This is a genomic window from Lentzea sp. NPDC051208 (assembly GCF_040682435.1).
GTDB classification, from domain to species: Bacteria; Actinomycetota; Actinomycetes; order Mycobacteriales; family Pseudonocardiaceae; genus Lentzea; species Lentzea kristufekii.
This window is the reverse complement of record NZ_JBFBAW010000028.1, coordinates 40,940-53,951: the sequence shown is the minus strand read 5'-3', so window position 1 is coordinate 53,951 and position 13,012 is coordinate 40,940. Positions and strand designations below refer to the sequence as shown.

The following is a 13,012-nucleotide window of genomic DNA, read 5'->3' as shown; positions in this document are numbered from 1 at the left end:
CTTGCGGACATCGCTCCTCCGGCTCTGGAGTTTCACCGTGCCCGAAAACAGAGAACCACTGAAGTTCGCCTATTGGGTTCCGAACGTCAGTGGAGGTCTCGTCGTCAGCAAGATCGAGCAGCGGACCGACTGGTCCTACGAGTACAACCGTGAGCTCGCCGTGCTCGCGGAGAACAACGGATTCGACTACGCGCTCAGCCAGGTGCGCTACATGGCCAGCTACGGTGCGGCGTACCAGCACGAGTCCACGAGCTTCAGCCTCGCGCTGTTGCTGGCCACCCAGCGACTCAAAGTGATCGCCGCGGTGCACCCTGGGCTGTGGCACCCGGCCGTGCTCGCCAAGCTCGTCGCCACCGCGGATCACCTCTCCGGTGGCCGTGCCGCGGTCAACGTGGTGAGCGGCTGGTTCAAGGGCGAGTTCACCGCGCTCGGTGAGCCGTGGCTGGAACATGACGAGCGATACCGGCGCGCGGAGGAGTTCATCCGTGTGCTGCGCGCCAGCTGGACCGAGGAGTCCGCCACGTTCGCCGGCGACTTCTACCGGCTGCGAGGATACGACCTCAAACCCAAGCCGCTGACCGCTCCGGGTCGCCCCCATCCGGAGATCTTCCAGGGCGGCAACTCCAGCGCTGCCAGGGCGATGGCGGGCCGGGTGTCGGACTGGTACTTCAGCAACGGCAAGGACTTCGACGGCATCAGCGAACAGATCGCCGAGGTCAACGAGGGGGCCGCGCGCCACGGTCGAACCGTCCGATTCGGACTCAACGGCTTCCTGATCGCCCGCGATACCGAGGCGGAGGCCAGGGACACGCTGCGGGAGGTCGTCGCCAAGGCGGACACCGAGGCCGTGCACGGTTTCCGGGACGCCGTCCAGCAGGCCGGCAGCTCGACCGCCGACAAGAAGGGCATGTGGGCGGACTCGTCGTTCGACGACCTGGTCCAGTACAACGACGGTTTCCGTTCCCGGCTCATCGGTACGCCGGAGCAGATCGCCCACCGCATCCTCGAGTACAAGCGGCGTGGCGTCGACCTCCTGCTGCTGGGCTTCCTGCACTACCACGAGGAAGTCGCCTACTTCGGCAAGCACGTGCTGCCCATCGTGCGGCAGCTCGAAGCAGAAGCCGACTCCTCCGCCGCCACGCCCGAGCCGATCGGAGTACGACCGTGACCACCACCCAATCTCCTGCCTTCGCCACGATTCCCACCGACGCCGCAGGCTGGCTCACCCGCGCCCGCGAGGTCGCCACCGTCCTCGCCACCGACGCCGTCGACCGCGACCGCGCCGGGCAGACGCCGCACGCCGAGATCCAGTTGCTGAAGGACTCCGGCCTCGTCACCCTGCTCGGCCCGGTCGAGCACGGTGGCGGCGGACAGAACTGGACGACCGCGTACCGGGTCATCCGCGAGATCGCCGCAGGTGATGGATCCATCGGCCAGCTCATCGGCTACCACTACCTCTGGTTCTGGGCCGCCCGCCTGGTCGCCACCCCCGGCCAGATCGCCGCCGTAGAAGAACAGGCCACGCGGGAGCGGTGGTTCTTCGGCGGCGCGGTGAACCCGCGTGACAACGACCTCACCATCACCGACGAAGGCGACACGATCGTCTACAACGGACGGAAGTCGTTCTCGACCGGCAGCAAGGTCTCCGACGTGACGGTGCTGGAGGGAGTGCTGGAGGGCACCGACAAGCACATCTTCGCGATCGTGCCTTCCAGCCAGCCCGGGATCGTCTTCGGCGACGACTGGGACAACCTCGGACAGAGGCTGACCGAGAGTGGCAGTGTGGAGATCCGCGGCGTACGGGTCCCGTGGGAGCAGGCGGCGGGATACGTCGGCAAGGAGTTCCAGCCCCGAACGTACAACACCCTCAACGTGCCGCTGATCCAGCTGGTGTTCACCAACTTCTATCTCGGCATCGCCAAGGGGGCACTGGCCACGGCCACCGCCTACACGCGCGACAGGACGCGCCCGTGGCCCTACGGCGGTGACAACAAGGAGTCCGCCGGTGAGGAGTTCTACATCGTCGAGGGCTACGGGGACCTCCAGGCCAAGCTATGGGCGGCTGAGGCGCTCGCCGAGCGGGCCGCCGAGGCCATTGAGCGAATCAACGGCCACCCGGACACCGTCACCGCGCAGGAACGCGGAGAGGCGGCGGTGGTCATCGCCGCGGCCAAACAGCGCGCCGTCGACACGGGCCTGGAGATTGGAACGCGAGTGTTCGAGCTGACCGGTGCACGCGCCAGCGCCAACTCGGTCGGACTCGACATTTACTGGCGCAACCTCCGCACGCACAGCCTGCACGACCCGATCGCGTACAAGCGCGCCGAGGTCGGCCGGTACGCACTGCTGGGGGAGATCCCGGAGCCCACGTGGTACACGTGATCTCCACTGCCGACGAGGCGATCCGGACAGCTGTCGCGCTGTCCGGGCGCTTCGCCGTCCACGCCGCCGAGCGCGATGCCCAGCGGCGGCTTCCCCGTGCCGAGGTGGACGACCTGTCCGCCTCCGGCCTGCTGGCCATCACCGTGCCGGCGAAGCACGGCGGCGCCGACCTGCCGTGGACCACCGTGCTGCAGGTGTTCCGGATACTTGCCGTCGGTGATCCGAACATCGCCCAGATCCCGCAGAACCACTTCGCCTACGTCAACGTCGTGCGCGAGCGGGGGGACGCCGGACAGCGGGAGTTCTTCTTCGCGGAAGTACTTGAGGGCAGGCGTTTCGGCAACGCGCAGTCGGAGAAGGGAACCCGGCACGCGCAGGACTACCGGACCCGGTTGCGCCGCGACGGCGACCGGTTCGTCCTCGACGGCGTGAAGCACTACGCGACCGGAGCTTTGTTCGCGCACTGGATTCCCGTGCTGGCCAAGGACGACGAGGAACACCTCGTGGTCGCCTTCGTCCCGAGCGACGCGCCAGGGGTCCGGGTCCTCGACGACTGGGACGGAATGGGACAGCGCACGACCGCCAGCGGCACCGTCGAACTCACCGGCGTCGCGGTCCCGCCTGAGCACGTCCTGCCGCACTACCTCACCTTCACCGCTCCGCAACTGCACGGCGCGCGGGCACAGGCGATCCACGCGGCCATCGAGGTGGGCATCGCCCGTGGGGCCCTCGACGACACCGCCGAGTTCGTCCGGCACCACAGCAGGCCGTGGGCCGAGGCGGACGTCGAGCGAGCCGCCGACGACCCGCTCACCATTCAGCGATTCGGTGAGCTCGAGATCCAGGTGCGGGCGGCCGAGGCGCTCCTGCGCGAGGCAGGCGCGGCGCTGGACGACGCCGCAGCCGAGCTCACCGACAGCAGTGCCGCGGCGGCCTCCATCGCGGTCGCCACGGCCAAGGCGTTCGCCGAGCCCGCGGCGCTGGCGGCCGCCAGCGCCGTGTTCGAGCTGTCGGGCACCCGCGCGGCTGCCGAGGGCCTCAACCTGAACCGTCACTGGCGCAACGCGCGCACCCACACCCTGCACGATCCGGTGCGCTGGAAGGTGCAGCACATCGGCCGCTACGCGCTGAACGGCACCGCACCTCCGCGCCACGGCCTGATCTGAGCCGCCACCAGCACGTCCGCGCCACCTCTTCCGACACCCTGACGAGGATCCGATGTCGCTCACGTTCCACTGGTTCCTGCCGACCTACGGCGACAGCCGCTACCTCGTCGGTGGCGGACACGGCGTCGCCACCACCGCCGCCGGGGGCGACCGTCCCGCGACGCTCGCCTACCTCGGTCAGATCGCCCGAAGCGCCGAGCAACTCGGGTTCGAGGGAGCGCTCACCCCGGCGGGCGCCTGGTGCGAGGACGCGTGGCTGACCACCGCCATGCTGGTCGCCGACACCGAACGACTGAAGTTCCTCGTGGCCTTCCGGCCCGGTCTGGTCAGCCCGACCCTGGCGGCGCAGATGGCCGCCACCTTCCAGCGGCACTCGGCGGGTCGTCTGCTGCTCAACGTCGTCACAGGGGGAGAAGACGACGAACAGCGCGCCTACGGCGACTTTCTCGACAAGGACGCACGCTATCGGCGTACCGGTGAGTTCCTCTCCATCGTGCGGGCCCTGTGGCGCGGTGACCGGGTCGATCACGTGGGTGAGCACCTGACGGTCAGCGGCGCCGCACTGACCCGTACCCCCGATCCGGTGCCCGACATCTACTTCGGAGGTTCCTCCCCGGCGGCGATCAGCGTGGCGGCCGAACACGCTGACGTCTACCTGACTTGGGGTGAGCCTCCCGGCCAGGTCGCCGAGAAGATCGCCGCCGTTCGTGCCGCCACCGCCCCGCTCGGCAGGCAGCCACGTTTCGGCATCAGGCTGCACGTCATCAGCCGTGATCGGTCCGAACAAGCGTGGGCCGAAGCACAGCGGTTCCTCGACGCACTCGATCCGGCGACCATCGCCCGCGTCCAGGACGGCCTTGCCCGCAGCGGCTCCGAGGGCCAGCGGCGCATGCGTGCCCTGCACGGTGGCACGACGGACGCCCTGGAGGTGTCTCCCAACCTGTGGGCGGGTGTCGGCCTCGTCCGGGGCGGGGCGGGCACCGCCCTCGTCGGCAGCCACGCGGAGGTGGCCGAGCGCATCGCCGAGTACCACGCTGCGGGCATCACCGAGTTCGTCCTTTCCGGGCACCCGCATCTTGAGGAGGCCTACTGGTTCGGCGAGGGTGTCCTGCCGTTGCTGGAGCGCCGCGGCCTGTGGCGCCACCCTGCTCCGTTCACCTCGCCGAAGGCTGTCGTCCCGTTCGTGCCCGTACCTTGAACTGCGACTGCTCACGCCTTGGCGCCGGGTGGCCGTCCGGGTCCTGGGTGGGAGGTTTTCGGTGCACCCTCTGAAGAGGTCATCGTTGCGCGGATGTTGCGAAATCCGCGTCGGCCCCGAGCCGGAGCCGGGTGTGCCCGATGATCATCAGCCAGGTCCAGCGGTCGGCCCCTCGGGCGCGCAGCTTCGGGACAGTCCGGCCCAGGGTCTGCTTGAGCAGACGGAGGTGTGCTCGATGTCGAAGCGGCGCAGGAACATTTGCCAGCAGCAGCGGCGACGTCGGCGTCGCAGGCGTCTGTGACCACCATGATCCATACCGGTTTCGCCTCGCCGCCGTGTGGCACTCGCTGAACGGTCAGCCGGATCACCGTGTCCTGGATGATCGGCAGCGTCCTTGTCGGTCCAGGCCGCTCGTCCGGTGAGCTCGGGATACAGCCGGTCCCATGCTTGTGCGGTGGCTGTGCAGTAGAGGCGGATGCCGGTGGTCGTGCGGTCTGCTCGGTCCTCAGGTGGCCGGGTCGCCGAAGACGAACTCGCCGCTGTGGCGGGCGGGGCGGCTGGGGCCAGGGCAGGGCCGCAGTGGCGGCGCAGCACACATCCGGCCGAGGAACTGCACCGGCAGATCGTCCGGCAGGCGAGTGATGCGCGGGGCGTCGTAGCCGACATCGAGCACAACCAGGATCTCCCGGTCGCCCTCGCGTCACTGTCCGGCGGTGATGAGCCGTTGCACGACCTCGCGGATCTGCGCGGTGGTCACTGCCGCGACAACGGCCCCGGCTTGCGGAGCGCCAGGGCCAGCGAACGCATAGGCGAGGCGGTCGGCCATTGAAACGGCTGACATGACGCGCGTCCCCCGTAGGAAACGATCGGGAACGGGCCTGAACTGGGGATTTGTGTTGCCGTCCCTGTCTCGACCTTGTAAGGGGAACAGTGCTGAACTGCGGTAACGCTTGATCGATCTGGTGCCCCCGGCAGGGCGCCGCACAGACGGTCCCGACCCACGATGGGGGTCCGGGGGCTTGCCCCCGGCTGGGGTCTGGGGGCTTGCCCCCAGAAAACGCCCGAAGGCGACCCGGTTCGCGCTGTCCGCGAACACGAATCGCCTTCGTCTTTGGTGCCCCCGGCAGGATTCGAACCTGCGCTCCCGCCTCCGGAGGGCGGTGCTCTATCCCCTGAGCTACGGGGGCCGTAGCTATGTGGAAGATCCTAGCGCACGCACGCGACTGTGTTTCACACCTACCCCCGATAGCACCCCGGAGCGTGGCCTCCGTCACCAACACCCCTGGCGGGGAATGCTCCGGATTGCACTCATGCGCATGTCGCTATATGTTCCGAAGCATGGGTCACGGCCATGGACACGGATCAGCGTCGGCGAGCGGGCAGCACGCCGGGAAGCTCTGGATCGCGTTCGGCATCGGCGCGGTCTTCATGGTGGTGGAGTTCGTCGTGGGGTTCGCGACGTCCTCGCTCGCCTTGATCTCCGATGCCGCTCACATGCTCACCGACGTGCTCGGGGTCGGCATGGCCCTGGCCGCGATCATGGTCGCCAGGAGGGCCAGGGCCGGGAAGAACCGCACGTTCGGCTTCTACCGTGCCGAGGTGCTGGCCGCGCTGGCCAACGCCGTGCTGCTCTTCGGGGTGGCCGGGTACGTGATCTACGAGGCGGTCGGCAGGTTCCAGGACCCGCCCAGCGTGCCGGGATGGCCCGTCCTCATCGCCGCGACGCTGGGGCTCGCGGCCAACCTCGTCTCCTTCAGCGTCCTCAGGGAAGGCGCCAAGGACAGCATCAACGTCAGGGGTGCGTACCTGGAGGTGCTGGCCGACCTCATCGGGTCGGTGGGTGTGCTCATCTCCGCGCTGGTCACGATCACCACCAGCTGGAAGTACGCGGACCCGATCATGGGTGTGCTGATCGGCGTGTGGGTGCTGCCGCGGACGTACACGCTGGCCAAGAACGCGCTGCACATCCTGTTCCAGCACGCGCCGGAGCGGTTGGACGTCACCGAGATGCAGAAGGCGCTGACCGAGCTGCCCGGGGTCACCGAGGCGCACGACCTGCACGTGTGGACGCTCACCAGTGGCATGGAGGTGTGCTCGGCGCACCTCGCCACCGCGAAGGACGCCGACCACGAGAACGTGCTCAAGGCCGCGCAGTCGTTGCTGGCGACCAAGTACCACATCGAGCACGCGACGTTGCAGGTCGAGGGCGGCTCGTCAGCGCAGCGGTGCCGGCAGCTTTCGTGGTGAGCCGGGCAGGTCGCGGATCCCGTCCTTGGTGGACTGCGCTCCGGTCCGTGACGTAACGACGGGAAGCCCGGGTTGCGGCACCGCCACCCACACACGGCCTCGTTCGAACGGCACCACAACAGCCTCCCCAGTCACCGCACACGAGCTGCCAAGATCTCACCGAAGTATGTCTGAAAGGGATAGATCCTTTCAGGTGAACGGGAAAGGCCGCGTTCCGTGACGGAACGCGGCCTTCCTCGTCTGCGTGAAGGTCAGTTGCGCACTACAGCCCAGCGCACTGTCCTGCCTTCGGACCCTTCACGTCGTTCGCGAAGCCGTTGTTCGACGGCGCCGGGTCGTTGCCCGTGCAGGACAACGGCCCGCCGACCGAGGTGGCCGCCACGACTGACCTGGTCTTGTTCGACGTCAGTGACACAGGGCCACCGACAGAGGTGTTCTCCACCGCGACTTCCGCCGAAGAACCGTGCACCGTCACCGGGCCGCCGACCTTCGTGCCGACCAGCACCACGGACGCCGCGTCGGCCGCCGACAGCGGGCCCTTGATCTCGCCGCCGAAGACGTAGAGCGTGGCGCCCTTCTGCACGGTGACCGGGCCGCTGATCGTGGCACCGTCCACATAGGTCACACCCGTGACCTGCAGCGGACCGTTGACCGCGCCCGTCACCGTGGTGGTGGCGGCGGGCAGCGGCTTCGACATCAGCTCGAACTCGGCCAGCGTCACGTCGCCGGAGAACTCCAGCCGGTAGAAGTTGTACCGGCCCGGCGAGGCGATCTTGAACGACCGGGTGTACTGCTGCCACTGGAAGTTCTCACCGGATCGCTTGTCGACCGTCGACCACGTCTTGCCGTCGTAGGAGCCCTTCAGCTCCCACGCCGACGGCGACGTGCCCGTCTTGCCGTTGGTCAGCGTGTAGAACTCCGCCTTCTCCTTCGCGTCCGCTGCCTTGAAGTCGAAGGACTTCACCACTGCGGAGGTCGAGGAGTCGTTGTCGACGAGCGCACCGACAGCAACGCCGGAGGCGACGTCCCGCAGAGGCGTCGGGACCGCGTCACCCTTGGTGATCGAGTCCGGCACGTCGTTCACGCCCGTGCCCCACGCGGAAGGCTTCGGACCCATGTCGAAGTCGATCGTGGCGCCGGCCGAGAGCAGGTCGTGCGGCAGCGACGTCTTGTTCCACGTCTTGCCGTTGACCTTCACGCCCTGCACGTAGATGTTCTTCGCGTTGTTCTTCGGCGCGTTGATGACGAGCTTCTTGCCGTTCTCCAGCTTCACGGTCGCCTTGGTGAACAGCGGCGAACCGATCGCGTAGGCCGGCTTGCCCATCTGCAGCGGGTAGAAGCCCAGCGACGAGAAGAGGTACCAGGCCGACATCTCGCCGTTGTCCTCGTCACCCGCGTAGCCCTGGCCCTGCTGCGAGCCCACGTACAGGCGCGACAGGATCTCGCGCACCTTCTCCTGGGTGCCCGAGGGCTTGCCCGCGTAGTTGTACATGTAGGCGATGTGGTGCGACGGCTGGTTGGAGTGGCCGTATTGGCCCATCCGCACGTCCCGCGCCTCGATCATCTCGTGGATCACGCCGCCGTAGCCGCCGGGGAACTTCGCGGTCTCCGGCAGGGTGAAGAACGAGTCGAGCTTCTGCGCCAGCTTGTCCCGCCCGCCGTACAGGTTCGCGAGACCCTGCCCGTCGTGCGGCACCGTGAACGCCATGTTCCAGCCGTTCGTCTCGGTGTAGTCGTAGCGCCAGTCCTGCGGGTTGTACTTCGCCGGGTCCTCGACGCGCCACGAGCCGTCGACGTTGCGTCCCTGGAAGAAGTCGATCCGCTTGTCGAACGTCAGCACGTAGTTCTGGGCGCGGTTGAGGAAGTACTCGTGCTCCTCGGCGTACCGCTTCTCGCCCGTCTTCTCGTGCAGCGCCTTCGCCATCGACGCGATGCCGAAGTCGTTGAGGTAGCCCTCGATCGCCCACGACCACGCCTCGTGCAGCTGGTCGTTGCCGGTCCAGCCGAGGAAGATCGACCGGTCCATGCCCTTGCGGCCGACGTTGTTGCTCGGCGGCACGACGGACGCGTTCTTCACCGCGGCGTCGTAGGCCGCCTTGATGTCGAAGTTCGAGACGCCCTTGAGGTACGCGTCCGCGAACGCCACGTCGGAGCTCGTGCCCGTCATCAGGTCCGCGTAACCGGGGGAGGACCAGCGCGAGATCCAGCCGCCGTCCTTGTACTGCTGGACGAAGCCCTCGGCCATCTCGCCCGCCTTGCTCGGCGTGAAGAGGCTGTAGGCGGGCCAGGTCGTGCGGTAGGTGTCCCAGAACCCGTTGTTGACGTAGACCTTGCCGTCGACGATCTTCGCGCCCGTCTTCGTGGGCGTGTTCTCCCCGACCGGCGGCGACACCGGAGACGCGTACTGGATCTTGTCGCCGACCTTCTCGAAGCCCGAGTTCGGGTAGAGGTAGAGCCGGTACATGTTGGAGTACAGCGTGATCAGCTGCTCTTCGGACGCGCCCTCGACCGAGATGACGCCGAGGATCTTGTCCCACGCGGCCTGCGCGCGGTCGCGCACGGCGTCGAACGTGTCGGACGCCGAGACCTCCTGCTCGAGGTTGGCCCGAGCCTGGTCGACGGAGATCAGCGAGGTGGCGATCCGCAGCTCGACGGTCTTGTCGCCGAACGAGAAGTAGCCGCCCACGTTGTCACGGCCCGCGCCGGTGAGCCGGCCGCTCGCCGTGACCGCCTTGTCGACCTTGCCGTAGACGAACAGGCGGGTCGCGCCGGTGGAGAGGCCGCTCTTGACGTCCGAGTAGCCCGTGACGACGCCGTTCGCCGCGTCCAGGGTGAGACCACCGAGGTTGCTGACGTTGTCGAACACCAGGTTCTTCTCGCCCGTGTCGGCGAACGTGAACCGGAAGACCGCCGCGTGGTCGGTCGGCGCGATCTCGGTCTTCATGCCGTTCTCGAAGGTCACGCCGTAGTAGTGCGCCTTCGCGACCTCGTTGTCGTGCTTGAACGGCAGCGCCCGCAGCGCGCGGTCCTGCGTCGGAGCCTTGTCCGACGGCATGACCTGGAACGTCTGGCGGTCACCCATCCACGGGCTGGGCTCGTGGGAGGTCGTGAACGCCTGCAACGTCGGCAGGTTCTGCGCGTTGTTGCGCTGCTGGTACTCGTACAACCAGGAGATCGAACCCGCGTTGGTCATCGGCGACCAGAAGTTGAAGCCGTGCGGCACGGCGGTCGCCGGGAAGTTGTTGCCCCGCGAGAACGAGCCGTTCGAGTTCGTGCCACGCGTGGTCAGCACGTAGTCCGAAGGCTTCGCGTACTGCTTCGTGACGACGTCACCGATGCGGATGTCGTCGAACCAGGCGCCGAACTCCGTCGGGCCCTTCGGGCCGTCGTAGGCGACCAGGATCCGCTTGATCGTCTTGCCCGCGGCGACGGCGCCGATCGTGGACGCCACCTTGTTCCACTGGTTGGCGTACAGGAACTTGCCCGCACCCTGGCCCTGCGGCGACAGCGTCGCGCCGTGCTGGTCGACGGCCTTGAGGTCGCTCAGGTACGTGCCGTCGGAGAACGCGAGGTCGACCGACGAGTACGTGCTCGGGTAGTTCAGGTTGTCGGTGATGAAGTCCGGGAAGATCATGTACGACAGCTCGGTCTTGGCGTTGACCGGGACGTCGACGTCGAAGACCTTGTTGTAGCTGTACGCACGGCCCTCGGTCGTGTGCTTGCCCTGGGCGCGGAACGCCTTCACGCCCGTCCAGCCGACCCGTGACTTGGCCGTGTAGCCGCCGGTGGGGCCGGTGCCGACGAGGCTGCGCATGTTCGGCGCCGGGGGCGTCGTCGTGCCGTCGGACAGCTCGACCTCGGCGAGCTGCACGATGTTCGCGCCGTGGTTCGCCGTGATGTCGAGCTTGTAGTGCCGGTACGACGCCGGGGAGGCGATGTCGTAGACCTTGGTCTGGAACCGGTCGGTGAAGTTCTCGCCGGCGCGGGTGTCGAGGACGGTCCAGTTCGTGCCGTCGTTCGAGCCCTGCAGCGTCCAGTCCCTCGGGTCGCGCTCCGGTGCGTCGTTCGCCGAGGAGAGCGAGTACTTCTTGATCGTCTGGGCGCTCGTCCCGAAGTCGAACGTCACCCAGCCGGTCGTGGCGAAGACCAGCCACTTGGTGCTGGTGGTGCCGTCGACGAGCTCGGCCTTGCCTTCGCCCGAGCCCGCGTTCTCGCCGTTGACCGCCAGGGTCGCCTTGTCGGCGACGTTGCCGGGCAGCCCGGTGCCGCTCGAGCCGATCACTCCCGCCGACTTCGGCTGCCCCGCCGCGTCGGTCTCGACCGTGCTGACCCACGACGGTTGCGGTTGACCGTCCTCAAAGGACGACGAAAAGCCCACGCCTTGCTCCTCTGGTGCGGCGGCCGCGTAGCCGTTGGTGACGCCGCACACCAGTGTCGCAGTGATCGCAACGCTCAACAGAGTTCTGGTTCGTCTCTTCCCCAGTTGCCTCATTGCAACCCTTCCGCCGCCTAACCTGCCCCTTTTGGTGGGGACCTTTTCTGCACGTGACATCGTTGTCAAGGGAGCGGACAGGAATTGTCGCGCAACCTGTCCTCTCCTCAGTTGCGCGCGACACGAGTCGATCAAGATCTAGAATCGGCAGGTGAGCGACCGCAAGCCGCCAGAGGTGGGTACACCGGCGGGCATGCGCGTGCTCAACCAACGCGCTGTGCTCGACTTGTTGCGCCGTTCGGGTGCGGCCACCCGTCCGCAGATCGCCAAGGACACCGGCCTGTCCAAGCCGACGGTCGGACAGGCGCTGGCCGACCTCGAACGCCACGGCCTGGTGCGTCCCACCGGCCGCACGACGTCGGGTCCCGGCCGGTCGGCCGTGGTCTACGAGCCGAACGCCACCGCCGGGTACGTGCTGGGCGTCGACATCGGCCGGGAACGCGTCCGGGTGGCGCTGGCCGACCTGGGCGGGGCCGTCGTCGCCCGCGTGGACGAACGGAACCGCAGCCGCTCGGCCGCCGCCGTGGTGCGCACGGTGACCGGCCTGGCCGAGCGGACGGTGGCCGACGCTGGGATCGCTCTCACGGACGTCGTGGTGAAGGTGATCGGCAGCCCCGGAGTGATCGATCGACGGTCACGGGTCGTGCGGCACGCGCCGCAACTGCCCGGCTGGGAGTCGAACGGCGTCCTGGACGGCCTGGAGTCGTCGCTCGGGCCGGTGGTGGTCGTGGAGAACGACGCGAACCTGGCCGCTTTGGGCGAGCACGTCTACGGGGCGGCACGGGACGCGCGCGTGTTCGTGTGCGCGACGGTCGGCACCGGTGTCGGCATGGGCATCGTCGTGGACGGCACGCTGTTCCGCGGTGCGCACGGGGCGGCCGGCGAGGTCGGTTTCCTGCCGTACGGCAAGTCCGCTTCGAACGTCCGGCGTGGACAGTTCGAGGACGCGGCGTCGGCGGGATCCGTTGTGGCACTGGCGCGGGAGCGAGGACTGACGGCGCGCACGGCCCGTGAGGTGTTCGGGCTCGCGCGCAAGGGCGATGCCCAGGCGCTGGGGATCGTGCGGATGGAAGCGGAACGGCTCGCGTTCCTCGTGGCCGCCGTCACCGCGGTGATCGACCCGGAACTGGTCGTGCTGGGTGGGGGCGTCGGGTCGAACGTCGACCTGCTGCTGGAGCCGCTGGAGGCTTCGCTGCGGACGATGACACCGCTGGCGCCCCGGATCGTGGCGGGCTCGCTCGGTGACGGCGCGGTGCTCTCCGGAGCCATCGCGATGGGCCTCGAAGCCGCCCGGGAATTGGTCTTCAAAGTTACTCTCTGAGTGTAGTTGAGTACCCCTCACCTGGTAGTTCACTCAATTGTCGTAACTGTTAACGGCGTTTTGTGGCTTAGCGTTACCGGAACCTCCACCTGGAGGGTTGTGTCCTTCCGTTGCAAGGGGAGTCGGTAGGGGGATGCGGGGGACGTAGCCCCCTACCGGCCGTGCACTGGGCAGGTGCCGCGCCCGCACCACCATCAGCCTGCCCA

8 protein-coding genes and 1 tRNA gene are annotated in these 13,012 nt (G+C 67.9%); 7 read left to right on the top strand and 2 right to left on the bottom strand.

Annotated elements, in window-relative coordinates; translation table 11 throughout:
* Positions 1–37 precede the first annotated feature (37 nt).
* From sfnG to AB0M48_RS41405, 5 genes are all read left to right on the top strand, one after another.
* Positions 38–1,168, top strand: coding sequence for a dimethylsulfone monooxygenase SfnG (gene sfnG, locus AB0M48_RS41425; protein ID WP_363853506.1), 1,131 nt, complete (start codon positions 38–40; stop codon positions 1,166–1,168).
* The gene (locus tag AB0M48_RS41420; protein WP_363853503.1) at positions 1,165–2,382 is read left to right on the top strand and encodes an acyl-CoA dehydrogenase family protein; all 1,218 of its coding nucleotides are present in this window, start codon (positions 1,165–1,167) and stop codon (positions 2,380–2,382) included. The genes sfnG and AB0M48_RS41420 overlap by 4 nt, the downstream gene beginning before the upstream one ends.
* Positions 2,379–3,548, top strand: coding sequence for an SfnB family sulfur acquisition oxidoreductase (locus tag AB0M48_RS41415; RefSeq protein WP_363853500.1), 1,170 nt, complete (start codon positions 2,379–2,381; stop codon positions 3,546–3,548). The genes AB0M48_RS41420 and AB0M48_RS41415 overlap by 4 nt, the downstream gene beginning before the upstream one ends.
* A 52-nt stretch (positions 3,549–3,600) precedes the next feature.
* Entirely contained in the window at positions 3,601–4,746 is a 1,146-nt protein-coding gene (locus AB0M48_RS41410; protein WP_363853498.1) for an LLM class flavin-dependent oxidoreductase, read from the top strand.
* 475 nt (positions 4,747–5,221) lie between these two features.
* Complete coding sequence (locus tag AB0M48_RS41405; protein ID WP_363853495.1) at positions 5,222–5,575, top strand: hypothetical protein; 354 nt, start codon at positions 5,222–5,224, stop codon at positions 5,573–5,575.
* Between the two features lie 283 nt (positions 5,576–5,858).
* Here AB0M48_RS41405 and AB0M48_RS41400 read toward each other — a convergent pair.
* Positions 5,859–5,933, bottom strand: a tRNA-Arg gene (locus AB0M48_RS41400).
* A 151-nt stretch (positions 5,934–6,084) separates the two neighbouring features.
* Here AB0M48_RS41400 and AB0M48_RS41395 point away from each other — a divergent pair.
* Positions 6,085–6,993, top strand: coding sequence for a cation diffusion facilitator family transporter (locus AB0M48_RS41395; protein WP_363853492.1), 909 nt, complete (start codon positions 6,085–6,087; stop codon positions 6,991–6,993).
* Positions 6,994–7,255: 262 nt separating this feature from the next.
* Here AB0M48_RS41395 and AB0M48_RS41390 read toward each other — a convergent pair whose 3' ends face one another.
* A complete protein-coding gene (locus AB0M48_RS41390) occupies positions 7,256–11,485 on the bottom strand; it encodes a GH92 family glycosyl hydrolase (protein ID WP_363853489.1) in 4,230 nt (1,409 codons plus the stop codon).
* 151 nt (positions 11,486–11,636) lie between these two features.
* On the opposite strand from AB0M48_RS41390, the gene AB0M48_RS41385 reads away from it, so the two are divergent.
* A complete protein-coding gene (locus AB0M48_RS41385) occupies positions 11,637–12,806 on the top strand; it encodes an ROK family protein (RefSeq protein WP_363853486.1) in 1,170 nt (389 codons plus the stop codon).
* The last annotated feature ends 206 nt before the right edge of the window (positions 12,807–13,012 follow it).

Excerpts from the sequence above, each read along its gene's own strand:
- AB0M48_RS41410 (WP_363853498.1), top strand. The coding sequence starts at position 3,601 with ATGTCGCTCACGTTCCACTGGTTCCTGCCGACCTACGGCGACAGCCGC.
- AB0M48_RS41390 (WP_363853489.1), bottom strand. The coding sequence starts at position 11,485 with ATGAGGCAACTGGGGAAGAGACGAACCAGAACTCTGTTGAGCGTTGCG.
- AB0M48_RS41395 (WP_363853492.1), top strand. The coding sequence starts at position 6,085 with ATGGGTCACGGCCATGGACACGGATCAGCGTCGGCGAGCGGGCAGCAC.
- AB0M48_RS41405 (WP_363853495.1), top strand. The coding sequence starts at position 5,222 with ATGCCGGTGGTCGTGCGGTCTGCTCGGTCCTCAGGTGGCCGGGTCGCC.